This window comes from Paenibacillus sp. FSL R5-0470, from assembly GCF_037975205.1.
GTDB lineage: Bacteria > Bacillota > Bacilli > Paenibacillales > Paenibacillaceae > Paenibacillus_AQ.
Window position 1 is genome coordinate 2,084,753 of record NZ_CP150238.1, and the last position, 18,845, is coordinate 2,103,597.

General features: G+C 44.5%; 17 protein-coding genes and 2 tRNA genes. 16 read left to right on the plus strand and 3 right to left on the minus strand.

Features of this window, described 5'->3' with window-relative positions:
- Positions 1-146 precede the first annotated feature (146 nt).
- Positions 147-2,330, plus strand: coding sequence for an S-layer homology domain-containing protein (locus MKY99_RS08975; RefSeq protein WP_339269973.1), 2,184 nt, complete (start codon positions 147-149; stop codon positions 2,328-2,330).
- Between the two features lie 230 nt (positions 2,331-2,560).
- Complete coding sequence (locus MKY99_RS08980) at positions 2,561-3,430, plus strand: SDR family oxidoreductase (protein ID WP_339269975.1); 870 nt, start codon at positions 2,561-2,563, stop codon at positions 3,428-3,430.
- A gap of 88 nt (positions 3,431-3,518) precedes the next feature.
- Here MKY99_RS08980 and yfbR read toward each other — a convergent pair whose 3' ends face one another.
- Positions 3,519-4,124: a 5'-deoxynucleotidase gene (yfbR, locus tag MKY99_RS08985; protein ID WP_143764010.1), complete on the minus strand. Its 606-nt coding sequence runs from the start codon at positions 4,122-4,124 to the stop codon at positions 3,519-3,521.
- A 102-nt stretch (positions 4,125-4,226) separates the two neighbouring features.
- Between yfbR and MKY99_RS08990 the strand changes: the two genes are divergently transcribed.
- From MKY99_RS08990 to MKY99_RS09040, 11 genes are all read left to right on the plus strand, one after another.
- The gene (locus MKY99_RS08990) at positions 4,227-5,789 is read left to right on the plus strand and encodes a fumarate hydratase (RefSeq protein WP_042193545.1); all 1,563 of its coding nucleotides are present in this window, start codon (positions 4,227-4,229) and stop codon (positions 5,787-5,789) included.
- Between the two features lie 195 nt (positions 5,790-5,984).
- On the plus strand, positions 5,985-6,371 hold the full coding sequence (locus MKY99_RS08995; RefSeq protein WP_339269977.1) for a VOC family protein: 387 nt from the start codon (positions 5,985-5,987) through the stop codon (positions 6,369-6,371).
- Positions 6,372-6,551: 180 nt separating this feature from the next.
- Complete coding sequence (locus MKY99_RS09000) at positions 6,552-8,348, plus strand: ATP-binding protein (RefSeq protein WP_339269979.1); 1,797 nt, start codon at positions 6,552-6,554, stop codon at positions 8,346-8,348.
- Positions 8,349-8,457: 109 nt separating this feature from the next.
- The gene (locus MKY99_RS09005) at positions 8,458-9,186 is read left to right on the plus strand and encodes a response regulator transcription factor (protein ID WP_042125998.1); all 729 of its coding nucleotides are present in this window, start codon (positions 8,458-8,460) and stop codon (positions 9,184-9,186) included.
- 199 nt (positions 9,187-9,385) lie between these two features.
- Positions 9,386-10,141, plus strand: coding sequence for a phosphate ABC transporter ATP-binding protein PstB (pstB, locus tag MKY99_RS09010; protein ID WP_042186541.1), 756 nt, complete (start codon positions 9,386-9,388; stop codon positions 10,139-10,141).
- A 73-nt stretch (positions 10,142-10,214) separates the two neighbouring features.
- Entirely contained in the window at positions 10,215-10,874 is a 660-nt protein-coding gene (gene phoU / locus MKY99_RS09015; protein WP_042186547.1) for a phosphate signaling complex protein PhoU, read from the plus strand.
- 309 nt (positions 10,875-11,183) lie between these two features.
- A complete protein-coding gene (polA, locus tag MKY99_RS09020) occupies positions 11,184-13,853 on the plus strand; it encodes a DNA polymerase I (protein ID WP_339269981.1) in 2,670 nt (889 codons plus the stop codon).
- 52 nt (positions 13,854-13,905) lie between these two features.
- Positions 13,906-14,742 carry a DNA-formamidopyrimidine glycosylase gene (gene mutM / locus MKY99_RS09025; protein ID WP_339269983.1) on the plus strand — a complete coding sequence of 279 codons (837 nt, stop codon included), beginning with the start codon at positions 13,906-13,908 and terminating at the stop codon, positions 14,740-14,742.
- Between the two features lie 127 nt (positions 14,743-14,869).
- A complete protein-coding gene (locus tag MKY99_RS09030; RefSeq protein WP_076283314.1) occupies positions 14,870-15,616 on the plus strand; it encodes an MntP/YtaF family protein in 747 nt (248 codons plus the stop codon).
- Between the two features lie 9 nt (positions 15,617-15,625).
- A complete protein-coding gene (gene coaE, locus MKY99_RS09035) occupies positions 15,626-16,222 on the plus strand; it encodes a dephospho-CoA kinase (protein WP_339269985.1) in 597 nt (198 codons plus the stop codon).
- Complete coding sequence (locus MKY99_RS09040) at positions 16,219-16,782, plus strand: lytic transglycosylase domain-containing protein (protein WP_042186562.1); 564 nt, start codon at positions 16,219-16,221, stop codon at positions 16,780-16,782. The genes coaE and MKY99_RS09040 overlap by 4 nt, the downstream gene beginning before the upstream one ends.
- Positions 16,783-16,861: 79 nt before the next feature.
- Here the strand turns inward: MKY99_RS09040 and MKY99_RS09045 are convergent, their stop codons facing one another.
- Positions 16,862-17,080: an alpha/beta-type small acid-soluble spore protein gene (locus MKY99_RS09045; RefSeq protein ID WP_042126012.1), complete on the minus strand. Its 219-nt coding sequence runs from the start codon at positions 17,078-17,080 to the stop codon at positions 16,862-16,864.
- Positions 17,081-17,244: 164 nt separating this feature from the next.
- Between MKY99_RS09045 and nrdR the strand changes: the two genes are divergently transcribed.
- The 3 genes from nrdR (at position 17,245) to MKY99_RS09060 (ending at position 18,039) form a co-directional block, all read left to right on the plus strand.
- Entirely contained in the window at positions 17,245-17,721 is a 477-nt protein-coding gene (gene nrdR, locus MKY99_RS09050) for a transcriptional regulator NrdR (protein ID WP_042126015.1), read from the plus strand.
- A 159-nt stretch (positions 17,722-17,880) separates the two neighbouring features.
- Positions 17,881-17,956: transfer RNA gene (locus tag MKY99_RS09055), tRNA-Ala, on the plus strand.
- Between the two features lie 10 nt (positions 17,957-17,966).
- Positions 17,967-18,039, plus strand: a tRNA-Lys gene (locus MKY99_RS09060).
- A 516-nt stretch (positions 18,040-18,555) separates the two neighbouring features.
- Here MKY99_RS09060 and MKY99_RS09065 read toward each other — a convergent pair.
- Positions 18,556-18,777, minus strand: a complete 222-nt coding sequence (locus MKY99_RS09065) for a hypothetical protein (protein ID WP_231573411.1) — start codon at positions 18,775-18,777, stop codon at positions 18,556-18,558.
- Positions 18,778-18,845: the final 68 nt, after the last annotated feature.

The following is an 18,845-nucleotide window of genomic DNA, read 5'->3' on the forward strand; positions in this document are numbered from 1 at the left end:
TTTGTGTGTTGAGAATATCACAGTAGTTATTTCTTAGAGAAAAAAACGTTTTCAATTACGTAGTAATAGAGTAATATAAAAATGTTTATGCGATTGGTTTAAAATTACAATTATTTTATTATCTGAGGGATTACGGGGGAGTTTGGATGGGTGTGAAGTTAAGAAGGATTGTGAGTGTAAGCTTGGGTCTCAGTTTAGTATTTAGTTCGTTGGGTTCCGTATCCGCAGCAGCAGATAGCTCGGTTAAAGACTATGAGGGTCACTGGGCGCAGCAGCAGATCGAAAGCTGGTTAGAGAAGGGCTGGTTAAAAGGATTTGAAGATGGATCGGTAAAGCCTAATCAAAGCATTTCGAGAGCTGAATTTGTTACCCTTGTGAATCGTTTTTTCGAGATCACAAAGAGTCAACCAGTGAAATTTACTGATTTGCCTGCAAGCGGCTGGGTGTATGAGGAATTCTCCAAGGCAGTTACGCAAGGTTACTTAAAGGGCTATGGCGATAAGGTTCGCCCAAATGATCCTGTTACCCGCCAGGAGGTTGCGGTAATAATCAGTATACTGCTGAAATTGGAAGATCCAGACCCTGTCGTATTGGATCAATTCAAAGATCGGGACCAAATAGCGTCATGGAGTGAGAGCAAGGTAGCGGGAATGGTGAATCTAGGAGCAATGAAAGGATATCCTAACGGGAATTTTGCTCCATTGCAAGCTATGACCCGGGCTGAAGCAGTAGCTATATTGGAATCCTTGAATACACCAATGGGTGGTGGATTTCATATCACGCAGTCAGGAGTTTTTGGCAGCAAAGACCCTGCTCACCTAACGGGTTATGAGAGTGTAACAGTGAGTACTTATGGGGTTAACCTTCAGAACGCTGTTATATACGGGGATTTGCTTTTGGATGAAGGCATTGGAGAAGGTGAAGTATCACTAGATAATGTTACTGTAAAAGGAAAAGTCTTTGTTAAGGGTGGAGGTGTTGATTCTATACACTTCAAGAATTCTATCATAGAGCAAGTAGTCGTTCAGAGAAAAGGCGGAGTTGTTCGTCTTGTAACTGAAGGAGCAACCCAAATCAAGAGTATATTTGTACAGACTGGAGCAATTCTTAATCTAGGTCAAGGTACTACTGTGAGTAAGGTTATTCTGGATGCACTTACAAAGGTAACTGGACAAGGTCAGCTATTATCTGCAACAGTGAACGATGGGGCTAAAGGATCTTCGTTTGAGAAAAAGCCCGATCTGTTAGAGGGATCTCAGAAGGATTCCATCACTATGCCTACTCCCACCGTTACACCTACTGTAGGAGCGGCTGCTGGCGGTTCGAGCGGTGGTGGAGGCGGTAGTGGCGGGGAAGCACCAACAACCACACCAACGCCAACACCAACACCAACACCAACACCAGTGGTGAATATTCCCGTAGTGAATGAGATAACTCTAGTGCAGGAAGCAGTATATAAATATACGAATGCTGCTTCTATAACTGTTAATTTAAGTAAGGTGTCGCATGCAATACGTTCTCAAACTGATCATGCAGAATATTATTTCACTACCGCACTCGAAATATCACCAGATATGGATAAAGCACGAGGATATTTTCCTTTTGATATGTTTGTAACCTTTCCGATCTATCCAGAGCATGTTAAGGATTACATGACGATAATTTTATTTGATAAGAATGGTGCACCCATTGGCTTTAAGACAATAAAATTGGATCTTAATGTGAAATATACTACTCTTGATATGTCAATGGTAACTAAATATAGTGAAGGTGTAAACATTACAGGAGCGAGCAATTCGCAATACATTCAAAATAGCATCTCGATAGCTAGTGCATTTGTTCAGCAACATCCTGAAGTGAAGTACTTTACTACAACCCCAAATACAGCATTCTATATGTTGGACCCTACTAAGGATTTTAATGTAGAACATATTTCATCTACGGTAGCGTATCTTAATGAGGTTTCTAAAAGTTATAGCGCTGTTGAGTATTCGTATGAAAGTTTTGATTACGATGAATCACCATTTTATACTCAACCGAATTTTGAAGAGGAATATATGGTTCTTCTATATGACTCGGAGTTAAAGGTGTTGGGTTACTATCAGGGAAAGACTAACTTAACCGACCAACAGAAAGCAAATAATGTGGGTTTTAAGATTGGCAAGCTTCCTGCTGTAGATTTGTTAGTATTGAATGATGAGGCAGCAGTAAACTGGGTGTATGACAGATATATCAAGCTAACCGACGATCAAAAGAATCTGATTGCGGGAGATTTTATAACTAAAATTGTAGAGCTTAAGGCAAAATTGCTTCTTCTGAAGCAAAGCTAAATTTCATTAAACGATAAGGACTGTTCCACATCGCCATTTCATGGCTTAGGGGACAGTCCTTATTTGCGTTCAAATGAACTTCGGATTGTTTGATTCTACCTGCATTGTGGTAAGTAACTTTTCATACAGCAATTTAAAAAAATGATAAAGCCGGCGTATAAACGTATACGCTTGAGCCATCCTAAGACGATCAGTTAACTATCAATTACTTAACGAGAGGAGCTAGGATTATGTCAAACGACAAGCAAGCTACGAAAACCTTACCCCCGCAAGAACAGCATCATCAACCAGGAATTGAGAGCGAAATGAAGCCGTTGCCGAAATATGAGCCGGCTAATTATAAGGCGGCAGGTAAATTGCAGGGCAAGGCGGCACTTATTACTGGAGGAGACAGCGGGATCGGACGGGCAGTGGCTGTTCTTTTTGCAAAAGAAGGCGCCGATGTAGTTATTTCATATCTGAATGAACACTCTGATGCAGAGGAAACGAAACGCCAGGTGGAGCAGGAAGGTCGCAAATGCATTCTGATTCCAGGAGATATTGGTGTGGAAACCTTCTGTAAAGATCTCATTAAAAAGACGGTAGAGGGCCTCGGGAAACTGGATATTCTCATCAATAACGCGGCGGAGCAACATCCACAAGCTAAGATCGAGGATATTACGTCCGAGCAGCTAGAGCGTACATTCCGTACGAATATTTTTGCAATGTTTTATTTGACCAAAGCGGCTATGCCTCATCTAAAAGCAGGATCAGCTATCATTAATACGACTTCGATTACCGCTTATCGTGGTAGTCCACAATTACTGGACTATTCGTCAACGAAAGGAGCCATTCTGAGCTTCACGCGTTCCTTATCTACGAATCTGGCAGAGAAAGGCATTCGGGTAAATGGCGTTGCTCCGGGTCCAATTTGGACACCGCTTATTCCATCTACTTTTGATGCAAAACAGGTTAGTGAGTTCGGCGGTACGCAGCCTATGAAGCGACCGGGACAACCGGAGGAGCTGGCCCCAGCTTATGTATATCTAGCCTCCGACGATTCGAGTTATGTGACCGGACAAGTTATCCATGTAAATGGTGGCGAGGTCGTAAACGGGTAGACGCTCAGCCAACCAAACCTAGATACTTATTTAAAAAGCTCTAATTCAGGGTTAGCCGAATTAGAGCTTTTTGTATTGATCTTGGGATTTAGTTTCCAGCAGACAGCTCATCGAGCGACATTTCAAAGCTCGGAGCCATATGAGTGAGGAAATAATCTACTTCCTGTAAGCCGAGTCCGCGTAGCTTCGCACCTGTCTGCTCTTTCGCCGCTGCGAATTCACGGTTGCCCGCAGCAACCTCCCAGACACACTTTAGGTAAGCATCCAGTCGATCGGCTGCCTTAACGTAGCTGTGCAGGAGAACGTCCTCTGAATCGGGAGAACTGTCTTCTGGCTGCATGAGCTGCGTGTAAATGCCCTGAAGCTCGGGAGGAATCATACCGGTCAAGCGTTCTGCAGCAATTCTTTCCATTTCGCGGAAGCTGGTAAGTAGCCGAGGATTATTGTATTTCACTGGTGTGGCGATGTCACCCGTGAACACTTCGCTGGCATCATGGAACAGGGCCATAGTTGCTGCTCTTTCAGCGTTTAATGAACGTCCATAATGAATATTACCAATGGAACAGAGCATATGTGTGAGCAGAGCTACATGGAAAGAATGCTCGGCAACGTTCTCAGGTGCGGTGCTGCGCATTAGGCTCCAGCGCTGAATATATTGAAGCCGATATAAATAGGCGGAAAAATGGTAGTTCAATTTTAAAGTAACCCCTTTCATGAGCTGCTAGGTATGATATTATTATACTAATTGTATCAGACTTTTGATAATCTGGATCTGCTGAGAGGAGCTTGAATGAATATGCAGCATTTTGAAGACAGCATTTATAATCTAATTGTTGAAACGTCCACGAACTTGCCGGGTGATGTACGCCGGGCGGTCGCCAAGGGTCGCGCACTAGAGGACAGAGCTACCCGGTCAGGTCTTGCGTTAACTACGATTGCTCAAAATATCGGAATGGCTGAGCAGCAAGTATCACCGATCTGTCAGGATACGGGAATGCCTACATTTATCATTCACACACCTGTGGGAATCAATCAGATTGAGATGAAAAAAGATATTCACAACGCCATTGTACGGGCGACCAAGAATGGTAAGCTTCGTCCAAATTCTGTAGATTCATTGACAGGTGAGAACAGCGGAGATAATTTGGGAGCAGGTACACCGGTCATTCATTTTGAACAATGGGAAGAGGAAAAAATAGATGTCAGACTGATTCTGAAGGGTGGCGGCTGCGAGAATAAGAATATTCAATACAGCCTTCCAGCAGAATTAGAAGGATTGGGCAAGGCAGGCCGTGATCTGGACGGAATTCGTAAATGTATTTTACATGCTGTTTATCAGGCACAAGGGCAAGGCTGTAGCGCTGGTTTTATTGGTGTTGGTATCGGCGGCGACCGCACAACTGGCTATGAGCTGGCTAAGAAGCAGCTGTTCCGCAAAGTGGAGGATGTTAATCCAATAGAGGATCTCAGCAAGCTGGAAGACTATATCATGGAGAATGCCAATAAGTTGGGTATTGGAACGATGGGCTTTGGTGGGGAAGTTTCGCTGCTTGGTTGTAAGGTCGGCGTTATGAATCGTTTGCCAGCCAGCTTTTTCGTATCTGTTGCCTACAACTGTTGGGCTTTCCGTCGCCAAGGTGTGCTGGTTGATCCGTCAACAGGCAATATAGAGGACTGGTTGTACGAGAGCGGTACAGGGATTTCGGTTGATGATGGACGGGACCAGGCGTCGGAAACGGAAGTGGCGGATGCAGGTGAAGACAATGCAGCTACTGGATCTCGCGAAGTCCACCTGACCACACCGATTAGTGAAGAGGATATCCGTAGTTTACGAGTTGGGGATGTAGTGATTTTATCCGGCGAAATGCATACGGGCCGCGATGCACTTCATAAATATCTAATGGATCATGAGGCTCCGGTGGATTTGAACGGTGCAGTTATCTATCACTGTGGTCCTGTAATGATGAAGGACGAGGAAGGCTGGCATGTTAAAGCAGCGGGTCCGACTACTAGTATCCGAGAAGAGCCCTATCAAGGCGATATTATCAAAAAATTTGGAATTCGTGCCGTCATCGGAAAAGGTGGAATGGGTCCAAAAACGCTAAAAGCTCTTCAGGAGCACGGGGGCGTATATCTCAATGCGATTGGTGGCGCTGCACAGTATTATGCGGAATGCATCAAGAAGGTAAATGCTGTTGATTTTATGGAATTTGGCATTCCTGAAGCAATGTGGCATTTGGATGTGGATGGTTTCGCTGCTATTGTAACGATGGATGCCCATGGCAACAGTCTGCACGCAGATGTAGAGAAAGATTCCGCAGCAAAATTAACTCAGTTTAAAGAACCTGTATTTAAATAAGTCGGGTACAGTCCGGTGAAATAGTCATAAAGTGGGGACATCCGCTGCTATGGCTTTTTCTCCGGTTTTATCGAAAATATAAGAATTTATATGTTCCACGCTATAATCTATCCTTATATTCCTCGTGTAATCACTTAGCGTCTATATAGATAGGGACGCCGAAGGTGTTTATGCTTGTCTAAAGGAGGTTTACGAATGGTACCACATTATATTAGAAATGGTCTTCTTAACGTTACTCCGTATTTTATCGTGGCTGGTGCAGATCAATTGATTGATTTTGTTGTGAACTGTTTTGATGCAAGAATTAATGATATGCTGCGGAATGATGAAGGCAAGATTAGACATGCAGAACTTAGAATAGGAGATTCGATCATCGAGGTTTCCGAGGCTAATGAGAAATATTCACCAGTACAGCTCGCTATTCATCTATATGTAAGAAATGTGGATGAGACCTTTCGTAAGTGCTTGGATGCCGGGGCATCCATCATTGAAGAACCATTGGATAAGCCTTATGGAGAAAGAGGAGCGGGTATTAGAGATGCTCAGGGCAATCAGTGGTTTCTTGCAACCTGTATAGAATGAAATCATGATATTTTACAAAAGTAATACAAAGTAACAGTCCAGAGATAATCAACTTGGGCTGTTATTTTTATATAATCTATTATAGTAGGGATTTATGTCACGAAAATAGTAGCACTGGTTTTTTGATGAAAATGAAGTTAGGATAAAAGATACAATGAAAAAGGGAGAGGCACACTTCAGATGAAACCGTTTCGCGCTCGTCTTACGTTTATACTTATGGCCTTAATCGGTATTTCCATGATTGGCACTGGATTTACGATGGCTCATCTGTTTAAGAGCTCCCATATAGCTGCTCTCGAAGAGAACATGTCCCGGGAAATAAATTTACTCGCAGGCACATTGGAATTTGTAGATATGAACGCCACCAATGCCATTCCGTATTACACGGAGCAGGCAGAGCATGTCGCCGAGCTTCTAGACTCCCGGATTACTTTTATCAGTAAGTCAGGTGAAGTTTTAGGGGATTCAGAGAAAAATCCTCTGGAGATGGACAATCACGCCAATCGTGAAGAGGAGATTGTTGCGGCTAAAGAGGGGACTGGACGAGCCATTCGTTACAGCGAAACTTTAGATCGCGAGATGTTATATGTAGCTGAGCGGGTGACCTCAGATCATGGTTTTGACGGTTACATTCGGGTCTCGATGGGACTGGATGCAGTAACGGAAGGGCTTAACCGTGCTTGGATGATTATGGCTGGGGGGTTAGTTGTTTTGTTCCTGGCAGCAACTATTGTCAGCTACAAAGTGGCATCGAGCATGACTTCACCGCTTGAACAAATCACGAGAGTCGCGCGGCGTATTACAGATCTTGATTATGATGCAAGAGTCCATTTGAAGCGTAAAGATGAGGTCGGGCAGCTGGCGACAGCGATAAATGCCATGGCTGACAGTCTTCAAGCTCAGCTTAAGACCATTCGTGATAATGAGGATCTGCTGCAAAGCGTACTGGACAATATGACTGGCGGCATCATAATGATCAATGCGGACGAAGAAATTGCCCTGCTGAACCGAGCCTCAGAGCGGATGCTGGATGTTAGCAACAGTGAAATGGCGGGTCATTCGTACAAGGAGCTAAAGCGTCATTATGAGTTAACACGTCTGCTTGAAGAAGGGGTATCGAATAAAGAACCGCTCCATGAAGAACGAAGTATTTACAATCCGAGAGAGCGGATTGTACGTATGGACGCAGTACCTATGATCCAGGACGGGACGTATAGAGGCATGCTCTTCCTGCTGCAGGAAGTAACAGAGATTCGTCGCCTGGAGCGGATGCGAAGTGAATTTGTCGCTAACGTATCCCATGAATTGAAGACGCCGGTTGCCGCTGTTAAAGGATTTGCCGAGACCTTGCTGGGTGGTGGGGTTAAGGATGAGAAGACAGCCCGTTCCTTCTTGCAAATTATTTATGATGAGAACGAACGCTTAAATCGATTGATTGGAGATATTCTGGAATTATCTAAAATCGAATCTAAACGTGTGCAGCTCGATTGCTCACCTGTTCATATCATTGAATTCTTTGATTCCGTGCTGGGAACCATTAGCAAAGTGGCTGAGAAGAAAAGTATTAGTCTTAACGTAGAGGTTCCTGAGGAGCTGTTCATTGAGGCCGATGAAGATAAACTACGTCAAATTTTTATGAATTTGCTCTCCAATGCGATTAATTACACGCATGAAGGGGGTAGCGTAAAAGTCTATGTTAAGAATATACTGAAGCCAGATGGTTCTGAGAATGTCCAATTTACCGTTACCGATACAGGGATGGGAATTCCCAAAAAGGATCTGCCGCGCATTTTCGAACGTTTTTATCGAGTGGATAAGGCAAGATCCAGAAGCTCCGGTGGAACGGGGCTGGGACTGTCTATTGTGAAGCACTTGGTAGATCTGCACCATGGTGTGATTTCGGTTAAAAGTGATCTGGGGATCGGAAGTTCATTTATTATTGAGTTGCCGCTCTTGCAGGAAGAAAAGGCGGATTAGATTTTTGTAAATTCACCTTATTGATTTTACACCAAGTTAACATTGTGGTGATATGATTGTTTTGTTGTTGTTTTGTAAAAATCAAACTATATGGAAGACGGGGGAACCTATGGCTCAACGATTGCTTGTCATTGAAGACGAACCGACACTGGCCCGGCTGCTGTCCTATAACTTAACGCAGGAAGGTTACGAGGTAACAGTAGAGGATCATGGTACGGCAGGATATGATCGTGCGACGAGGGAACCTTTTGACTTGATCGTATTAGATCTGATGTTGCCAGGTATGAATGGCATTGACATCCTTGATAAATTGCGTGGACAAGGTATCCGTACACCTATTATTGTGTTGACCGCCAAAAATGCGGAAGAAGATGTTGTTAGAGGGCTGAAATCAGGTGCTGATGATTATATAACCAAACCATTCGGCGTCTCTGAACTGCTCGCTAGAGTAAGTGCTGTACTTCGGAGGATTTCTGGACTTGCTGAGGAAGCACCTACAGAAACACCTATCTCTGCATCTACCATTATTTTAGGTCAATTAGAGATTTACCCTGAGAGATATGAAGTCTCCCTCGGTGGTCATAGTATTAATTTACGGCCTAAAGAGTTCGAAGTGCTATTATATTTGGCTCGTAAGCCAGGGGTTGTGTTGACGAGAGATGATCTCATGAATGCTGTATGGGGCTTTGATTATATTGGTGGGCAGCGTACGGTGGACGTGCATGTAAGTTCACTTCGTAAAAAGCTTGAACTGGATCCAGAATCCGTTCATATCGATTCGATTCGAGGCGTAGGCTATAAATTAGTGGTTAATAAAAAAAGAGCTCCGGTCATTTAGAGTGACTGGAGTTCTATTTTTTCTATACTTTTCATAAATAAGAAATGCTCGGAGTACTAGTTGGCTTCTGGGGAAATACTGTGATGTGGACCCATTCATCTCACTGATTTTACATTGCGTTAACATTTCTCTCCAACTGTATTTACACTAAAAGCTTATCATGGAGATCGAAGATGATGAGAAGGAGACGTAAACACTAATGAAATCCATCATTGACATAGAGAATCTTGATCTCTACTATGAGTCGTTCCACGCACTGAAGAATGTGAATCTGCAAATCCCGGAGAAACAGGTTACCGCTTTTATTGGACCTTCCGGTTGCGGGAAATCCACGTTGCTTCGCACATTGAATCGTATGAATGATATGATTCCTGGCACACGTATAGAAGGAACTGTAAACATCGGTGGCAAAAATATTTATAGTGATGAGGTAGAGGTGGAAAGCCTGCGTAAGCAGGTCGGTATGGTGTTTCAACAGCCGAATCCTTTTCCTAAGTCGATTTACGACAATGTAGCTTACGGTCCCCGTTTACACGGCATCCGTTCCAAAAGTGAACTGGATGAGATCGTAGAAAAAAGCTTGCGTCACTCCGCCCTATGGGAGGAAGTGAAAGATTTTCTGAAGAAATCTGCCCTTAGCTTGTCTGGTGGACAGCAGCAGCGGCTTTGTATTGCTAGAGCGTTAGCGGTACAGCCTGATATTCTGCTAATGGATGAGGCAACCTCTGCGCTCGACCCTGTATCCACACTCAAGATAGAAGAGCTTGTTCAGGAACTAAGAAGTGAGTATACCATTGTTATGGTAACTCATAACATGCATCAGGCCGCACGTGTATCCGGTCGAACCGTGTTTTTCTTAAATGGTGTAATTGTAGAGGCGGCGGACACAGAGGTGCTTTTCTCGAACCCTAAAGATTCCCGCACTGAAGATTATATTTCCGGACGTTTCGGCTGATCAGATTTAAAAGGGTGTTCGTCCCTGGAAATGGCAAGCTGACCATACGTTAATGAGGAGGATCGCTCTTATTATGATTCGCAGAAAAGAATTTGATAAAGACTTGGAAGAGCTGCGCAGTCTGCTGCAGCAGATGGGTGAGCATGTTAAGGATGCTCTTGAAGGTGCAATTAATGCATTACAAAATCTAGATACAACGCTCGCACAGGAAGTCGTTGAAGCGGATTTACAGCTGAATGCCATGGAAGATAAAATCATGGAAATTGGCTCACGCTTAATTATTACGCAGCAGCCCGTAGCTAAGGATTTGCGCCGCATTATCGTTGCCTTCAAAATATCAAGCGATTTGGAACGCATGGGGGATCTGGCGATTGATGTAGCTAAGGCGACCATGCGTCTTCAAGGCCAACAGCTGATTAAGCCCCTTGTAGACATTCCTCGTATGGCTGAAATCGTGACAATTATGATCGATGAGGCGATCCAGTCTTACCTGGATGAGAACACTGATCTGGCTTATAAAATGGCACAGGATGATGATCAGGTCGATCAATTGTATGGTGCGATGATCAATGAGTTGTATTCTTATATGGTAACAAAGCCGGAGACAGTATCCCAAGCTATGTTATTGACACTGGTAGGCCGATATATCGAACGGATTGGCGATCACGCTACTAACATTGGTGAAAGCGTAGTTTACCTGGTTACCGGTAGTCGTCCAGATTTGAATGAGTAGTGTTTTGCAAAAGATGTTCAGTGGCTGGTAATTACAGAGAGTGTTTGGACTTTCGGCCGCTGTTGTCTCCAGATTTATTTTATTTTAACCACCTTTAGTGGTGTAAATCCAGAGACAAAGGCGGGCGCTCTGCTCCTACAGTTCCAAACCTCTCCTCCATTACTTGCACCTTCACATCTTTTGTTTATTTTTAGGTAAATTGAGTAGCCGTCCTTATATTAGGACGGCTACTTGTTGTATAGCCGTTTCTACTTGGACAGGCCATATGTTAAGATGTAAGAAGTAAGCATGAAAAAGGCGAGGTGCACTATGGACAAGTTGATACTTATAGATGGAAATAATATTATTTACCGCGCATTCTTCGCGATGCCCCCGCTAACGAATACAGCAGGGCAACAGACGAACGCGGTGTACGGTTTCACAACGATGCTGCTCCGTTTAATTGAAGAACACAAGCCGACACATATGATTGTTGCCTTCGATGCAGGGAAAGTCACATTCCGGCATGAAGGTTATGAGGATTATAAAGGCGGTCGGCAAAAGACACCTCCCGAGCTCTCCGAGCAGTTCCCACTGCTGAAAGATTTGCTCAGAAATCTGGGTGTACCGCAGTTTGAAATTGGCAATTATGAGGCCGATGATATTATTGGAACCATTTCTCGCCAAGCAGATGAAGCAGGCCGGAAGGTTATGATCGTGTCGGGAGACAAGGATATGCTTCAATTGGCTTCCGAACATACGACCGTTGCGTTGATCCGCAAAGGAGTTACTGAGGTTGAGCTTTATGGACCAGAACAAATTCGTGAGAAATATGATTTAACACCCGAGCAGATCATCGACCTTAAGGGACTGATGGGTGATGCGAGTGATAACATTCCGGGCGTTCCGGGTGTTGGTGAGAAAACAGCGCTCAAGCTGCTGCATCAATTCGGATCGGTTGAAGGTGTATTAGCTGGCACCGGTGAGCTTAAAGGTAAAATGAAAGAAAAGCTGGAAGCTCACGCGGAAGACGCTGTCATGAGTAAGAAACTGGCAACCATCTATCGTGAAGTGCCTCTTGAGCATTCGTGGGAAGATATGATCTTTAACGGAATTTCTGCGGATACAGCAGGACCCGCACTCGCAAAATTAGAATTCAAATCACTTCTGGAAAGGTTGTCACTTAGTGCCTATGCTCCAGTAGCTGATGGAGAAGAGAGTGCAGCGGAAGTAGAAGCTGCTACACTCGATATTTCGATCGTGAGTGAAGATGAACTTGAGGCGCTAAATGAAGCGCTCCCTAGTATTTCGGCACTGCATGTAGAATCCAATGGGGATAATCCGCATCGTGCCGAGGTGATCGGGGTAGGGCTATCTACTCTGGAGCGACATTATTATGTGCCGTTTGAATTACTACAGAAACCAGCGGCTGCGAAGCTACGCGACTGGTTAGGAGATGAGAAGGCTCCGAAGAGCGGATATGATCTTCACCGTGCTGATTTGGCACTGCATTGGCAGGGGATTGCTTTTGCAGGTGCAGCCCATGATGTGCAGCTGGCGGCTTATTTGCTGGATCCGACGGAAGCTAATCAGAACCTAAACGATCTCGCTACGAAATACGGCTTGCCAAGATTGTCACCTGATGAAGATGTATTTGGTAAAGGCGCAAAATATAAGATTCCTGAGCTTGAAATCTTAGGAAATCACGTCGCACGTAAGAGTGCTGCGGTACTTGGCATCGCCCAGAAACAACAGCAGGAATTGATCGAAACGGCGATGACAGGACTGTTCGAGGATCTCGAAATGCCATTATCACGTATTCTTGCGGATATGGAGAAACAGGGGATTGCAGTCAATGAAGGAGATCTTAAAGAGTTAGGAAAAGAATTCGAAGCTCAGATTTCAAAGCTGGTCACCGAAATTTATGAAATTTGTGGCACAGAGTTTAATTTGAATTCACCAAAGCAGTTGGGCGAGATCTTATTTGTAAAACTGGGTCTTCCTGTCGTCAAGAAGACGAAGACCGGATATTCAACAGACGCAGAGGTGCTGGAAAAGTTAGCACCGTATCACGATGTGGTACGTTTGATTCTACAATATCGCACGATTGCCAAATTGCAATCCACCTATGTAGAGGGGCTGCTCAAGGAAATTTCCCCGAAAACAGGGAAGGTGCATACATTCTATCGGCAGACGATTGCTGCGACAGGACGTCTTAGCAGCCAATTTCCGAACCTGCAGAACATTCCAATCCGCTTAGAAGAAGGACGTAAAATCCGTAAAGTGTTTGTTCCATCCGAACCGGGCTGGTCCATTCTGGCGGCGGACTATTCGCAGATTGAACTACGGGTACTTGCGCACATCTCCGGTGATGAGCGGATGAAGGAAGCTTTTCTCCATGATATGGATATTCACACGAAGACAGCGATGGATGTATTTGGAGTTACCGCCGATCAGGTTGATAGCAATATGCGTCGTGCTGCTAAAGCCGTTAACTTTGGTATCGTGTACGGAATCAGTGATTATGGTCTGTCGCAGAACTTGAATATTCCTCGCAAAGAAGCCGCTCAATTTATTGAGCAGTATTTCGAGGTATACCAAGGTGTACGTCGATATATGGATGATATCGTAGTTGATGCAAGGAAACATGGTTATGTAACCACGCTGCTGGAACGCCGTCGTTACTTGCCTGAGATTAATGCGAAGAACTTTAATTTACGTTCTTTTGCGGAACGTACAGCAATGAATACACCTATACAAGGAACTGCCGCTGATATTATTAAGCTGGCGATGGTGCATATGGACAAGGCGCTATTTGAGCGTGGGCTAAAGAGCCGTATGTTGCTTCAGGTACACGATGAGCTTGTATTCGAGGTGCCAGAGGATGAAATGGAGCTCATGAAGACGCTTTTGCCGGAAGTAATGGGTGGAGCATTGCAGTTATCGGTGCCGCTTAAAGCAGAGGTAAGTTTTGGTAGCAACTGGTACGAAGCGAAATAGGCTCCCTTTAAGGTGTGCATATCAGCTATAATGTAGTTGAGGTGAAGACATCATGCCGGAATTACCGGAAGTAGAGACAGTCAAGAGAACACTGAATGATTTAGTTAATGGAAAGCAGATAGAGAGTGTAACCGTCCGGTTGGCCCGGATTATTCAGCGGCCGGATGATATTCAGGCTTTTGCCAACCTGCTCGCAGGTCATAGCATTGTTAATGTTGAACGAAGAGGGAAATTTTTGCGCATCGTGTTAGACGGTTTGGTGCTGGTATCTCATTTACGGATGGAGGGCCGTTACGGACTTTTTTCGAACGAAGATCCACTGGACAAGCATACGCATGTGATATTCCATTTTACCGATGGCACTGAGCTGCGTTACACGGATGTTCGTCAGTTTGGTACAATGCATCTTTTTCAGATTGGTGAAGACCTCCAGCTGCCTCCTCTTAATAAGCTAGGACAGGAGCCGCTGGAGCCATCCTTTACGCCGGAGAGGTTTAAGCAGATTGTATCAGGCAAAAACACAAAAATTAAATCGCTGCTGCTGAATCAGGAATATATCGTCGGCATAGGTAATATTTATGTAGATGAGTCGTTACATCGTGCAGGGATACATCCTGAAGTCAGCGCCAAAGATCTTTCGGATGAGCAACTTGATCAGCTGCATCACGCTATTGTCAGTACGCTGACGGAAGCGGTAAACGCTGGTGGTTCGTCTGTAAAATCATATGTGAATGGTCAAGGTGAGAGCGGCACTTATCAGCAACAGCTGTTGATTTACGGTCGTAAAGATCAGCCGTGTAACCACTGTGGAACGATGATTGAGAAAACGGTTGTAGGTGGCCGCGGCACGCATTATTGTCCAAGCTGTCAGCGTAAGGTTGAAAACTGAAGAAGTAATTAGGTTGGCACCCACTACTTGTCCCGCCCATATACTGTGTGAAGAATGCTTAATAGAGAACGGAAGCTGAATGAAGTGTATTCTTCAGTGTTCCGGTTCTTCACAGGAGGGATTGCGGGTGCTCAGCCCATTTTTTTCACTAATATTACTAGCTTTTGCTTTGAGTTTGGATGGTTTTGGCGTTGGTATTACATATGGACTGCGTAAAATGAAAATACCATTGCTCTCCATTCTGATTATCTCGCTTTGTTCGGGGGTAGTTATCTGTGTATCTATGCAAGTGGGTGTTCTGCTTGCTAAGGTAGTGTCTCCACATGCAGCTTCTGAGGTTGGCGCTGTTATACTCGTGCTAATGGGGTGCTGGTCGCTCGTCCAGATGTTAATGCAGAAAGAGAAGGAACAGACAGGTGAGCGTAAAGTAGGTAGTGAAGAAAATGTGCTATCCACAGAAGCTCGGGCAGAGGTAGCTGTTGATACTGAAGATGTTGTAGAACAGGTTACCATGGCTCCTGAGCAGGCAAAGTCGGCTGTCTTTTCCCTTGAGTTACGACGATTGGGGATTGTTGTACAGATCTTACGTACTCCGTCTTCTGCAGATATGGATGATTCCGGGAGTATTTCTTCGATGGAGGCTATGCTGCTCGGGATTGCCCTCTCTCTAGATGCTTTTGGAGCTGGACTTGGCGCAGCATTGCTGGGGTTCAATCCGATATGGACATCACTTACAATTGCTCTGTTTAGTGGTACATTTCTATTGCTGGGCATGAAGACTGGATTAAGATTCGCCGGGAACTACTGGATGAAGCATGCTGCTGCACTACCCGCGTTATTATTAATTACAATGGGAATACTGAAGCTATTATGAGGTGAGTACATGATTATTGGCTTAACCGGAGGCATTGCATCCGGAAAAAGCACGGTGTCCGCACTGCTTGTGAGCAAGGGAGCGAGGCTGGTTGACGCGGATGTGATCGCCAGAGAAGTTATGCTCCCCGGTCATGAGGTGCTGGCTGCGGCTGTGAAACAATTCGGAAGCGAGATCCTCTCTTCGGATGGCACACTGAATAGGGGCAAGCTGGGGGACATTGTATTTCAAAACCCGGCGGCCCTGCAAGCCCTGAACAATCTGACGCATCCCGCAATCCGGCGGGAGATTAAAGAACGTATGAACAGCATGGAGGAAGAAGATCCAAAGAAGTTAACAATTGTGGATATCCCTCTTCTTTTCGAATCAGGACTCGAGAGCATGTTCCATGAAATACTGGTGGTTTACGTGCCTCGTGAAGTGCAAATCGCTCGATTAATGGAACGTAACGGACTTTCTATAGAACAAGCAGAAGCACGCTTAAATGCACAGATGGATATTGAAGCGAAGCGTAACAAAGCGGACTATATCATTGACAACAGTGGCGAACTTGCGCACACTGAGCAACAGGTTGCTGTTCTTTGGGACAGGCTGGGCTTATCATGAAATGGTTACGTAAAAAAAGAGTCCTTCTTCTGTTATTCATTGGTTTTACTGCGATATTGTTTCTGAGTACGAACTGGATGTCCTGGTTTTATCCGATCCATTATAAAGATGAGATCCGTAAGCACAGCGTTACGTACGATATTGACCCATTTCTAGTGGCTTCGATTATCCGAGTGGAAACGAACTTCAAAACTGGACGAGAATCCAGAAAAGGTGCTATAGGTTTAATGCAGCTTATGCCGGATACCGCCAAATGGGCCCTTGAAAAGGCCAAGCTTCCTGATGTTTCTATGGAGGAGCTAAAGCATGAACCATCAGCAAATATTGAATTAGGTACCTGGTATCTTTCAACATTATCCCGTCAATTCGAAGGTAAACCTACAGCGGTTATCGCTGCATATAATGCTGGACCGGGTAAAGTTCAAAAATGGCTGGATGAGGGGATCTGGGATGGAACGGATGCTACGATTAAGGATATTCCGTTTGGTGAAACCCGCCATTATGTACAGCGCGTCAACTATTACTATGATCAGTACACGGATATTTACAACGAATTCTAAAACCGTGTTATGTATAAAAAGAAGCATTAAACGATCTTGCGATCGTTTAATACTTCTTCAGTAAGCTTATGTGGACAGGTTATTTGTATTGACCTGCCAATTGTTGTTCTGCCAGGGTTACAAGACGTTTAGTGATGTAACCACCGATCGAACCATTTTCATAAGAAGTTTTATTGCCTTGGTAACCATCTGGGGAAAGCGTGATTCCGAGTTCTTGGGCAACTTCATATTTAAGTTGTTCCAAAGCACCACGGGAATTTGGAGCTACAAGGTTATTGGAGCTGTTGTTTTGGCTCATTGCTGTTCACCTCCTCTGTTGGTAACTGTATTATGTGCCGGACTTGCCATAATCATTACAATAAAAAAACGGTGATTTCTGGAAAAAATGAAATAGCCCTTTAAAAGCCGGATGTTTAACATACCGGGACTAAAAACATTATGTAATAGGAAGTGATGAAGCTTATGAAATGCCCTTACTGCGATCACACAAATACTAAAGTGCTCGACTCGCGACCAGCGAATGAGAATAAGTCCATCCGCCGCAGGCGTGAATGTGAGCGTTGCAGCAAACGGTTTACAACCTTTGAAATGATCGAGGAAACACCGTTAATCGTGATCAAAAAAGACGGCAGCCGCGAGGAGTTCAGCCGTGATAAAATACTGCGTGGTCTTATCCGTGCTTGCGAGAAACGCCCCGTCTCTGTAGAACGTCTAGAGAAGATCGTCTCTGAGGTAGAGAAATCCCTACGCGGTATCGCCGTAGCTGAGGTGGAGAGCCAACAGATCGGTGAGTTGGTTATGGAGCAGCTCTATCCAGTAGATGAAGTCGCCTACGTTCGCTTTGCTTCCGTATACCGCCAGTTTAAGGACATTAACATGTTTATGAAGGAACTGAAGGGTCTGCTATCTAAGAGCACTGGGGATCTGGACAGATTGTAGAGTTGTGGCTAGTCTAATGACTAAAAAAAGTGTTGACAGCGAAGGCGATTTTTTATATTATATAGGAGTCGCCTACGGCGCTTGGATTTGTCAGAATGACTTAAATACACCGAACTGAATTTTAGAATGTGTGATTACATACATCTGAAAATTACGTTTGGGGCCATAGCTCAGCTGGGAGAGCGCATCGCTGGCAGCGATGAGGTCAGGGGTTCGATCCCCCTTGGCTCCACCAAACATCATATGGACTCTTAGCTCAGTTGGTAGAGCAGTAGACTCTTAATCTATTTGTCCAGGGTTCGAGCCCCTGAGAGTCCATCCTAAAGAAACGGCAGAAATGCCGTTTTTTTTGTTGTTCAGGAAGCGGAGTGACGATTTATTTGGTTTTGATCGTGGTATAGTTTGGGTAGATAAATCGTACAATGCAAAGACAGCCGTGCGGAAACACGGCTCCCAGTGCAATAGCCGCTTTTAAGGGCGGCGGCTTTCAGGTTTTACGGGCAGAAATAGACCGCATCCTTTGGACTAGGGCGGTCTATTTCTTTTTGAGGTAATTCAGAAGCTCAATGCTAAAAAGGTAGAATAAGTTGAAATGCAGGCTCTCCAGACCTATATTCCTGTTTGGCGCAAGGTATTTAAGAAAGCTTCTACTGCTAAAAAGAAAATGATGCTTAGTACGATCATTGAGTGTGTTAGGGTTTACCGAGATTCAGTAGAACTGACGTTAAAATTGAACATTAGCTCGTTTTTAGCGACTTCAAGTGTAAGTAGTCTAAAAGGTAATGATTATGATTTGAAGGCTGGCGAGCAAGTGCATGGCATTCATTATGGAAATCAGTTTTCAGGCATTTTCCAGCCTAATTCATCATCCCACACGGCATCGATATCATCCAGGTGAACATGCCATTCACCACCGTCTACTTTTCTACGTATCTCGGTCAAACATTTCAACCAATGAAATAAATCGTTCAGCAAATCTTCAATCTGATCCGTCATGGACAGCTTGGTAGCGCCAGCGAAGATCTCCGTTGATCTGGACGAATCGAATTTGTACACTATGAAAGACTCCGCCCGGTCTTTCCCTTCAAAATCCTGATCATAACGTTGGACAATGGCTGTGATAG

What these genes read in the sequence shown, in the direction of transcription:
- MKY99_RS08975 (WP_339269973.1), top strand. Translation starts at nt 147, where the DNA reads ATGGGTGTGAAGTTAAGAAGGATTGTGAGTGTAAGCTTGGGTCTCAGT.
- MKY99_RS08980 (WP_339269975.1), top strand. Translation starts at nt 2,561, where the DNA reads ATGTCAAACGACAAGCAAGCTACGAAAACCTTACCCCCGCAAGAACAG.
- MKY99_RS08990 (WP_042193545.1), top strand. Translation starts at nt 4,227, where the DNA reads ATGCAGCATTTTGAAGACAGCATTTATAATCTAATTGTTGAAACGTCC.
- MKY99_RS08995 (WP_339269977.1), top strand. Translation starts at nt 5,985, where the DNA reads ATGGTACCACATTATATTAGAAATGGTCTTCTTAACGTTACTCCGTAT.
- MKY99_RS09000 (WP_339269979.1), top strand. Translation starts at nt 6,552, where the DNA reads ATGAAACCGTTTCGCGCTCGTCTTACGTTTATACTTATGGCCTTAATC.
- MKY99_RS09005 (WP_042125998.1), top strand. Translation starts at nt 8,458, where the DNA reads ATGGCTCAACGATTGCTTGTCATTGAAGACGAACCGACACTGGCCCGG.
- pstB (WP_042186541.1), top strand. Translation starts at nt 9,386, where the DNA reads ATGAAATCCATCATTGACATAGAGAATCTTGATCTCTACTATGAGTCG.
- phoU (WP_042186547.1), top strand. Translation starts at nt 10,215, where the DNA reads ATGATTCGCAGAAAAGAATTTGATAAAGACTTGGAAGAGCTGCGCAGT.
- polA (WP_339269981.1), top strand. Translation starts at nt 11,184, where the DNA reads ATGGACAAGTTGATACTTATAGATGGAAATAATATTATTTACCGCGCA.
- mutM (WP_339269983.1), top strand. Translation starts at nt 13,906, where the DNA reads ATGCCGGAATTACCGGAAGTAGAGACAGTCAAGAGAACACTGAATGAT.
- coaE (WP_339269985.1), top strand. Translation starts at nt 15,626, where the DNA reads ATGATTATTGGCTTAACCGGAGGCATTGCATCCGGAAAAAGCACGGTG.
- MKY99_RS09040 (WP_042186562.1), top strand. Translation starts at nt 16,219, where the DNA reads ATGAAATGGTTACGTAAAAAAAGAGTCCTTCTTCTGTTATTCATTGGT.
- MKY99_RS09045 (WP_042126012.1), bottom strand. Translation starts at nt 17,080, where the DNA reads ATGAGCCAAAACAACAGCTCCAATAACCTTGTAGCTCCAAATTCCCGT.
- nrdR (WP_042126015.1), top strand. Translation starts at nt 17,245, where the DNA reads ATGAAATGCCCTTACTGCGATCACACAAATACTAAAGTGCTCGACTCG.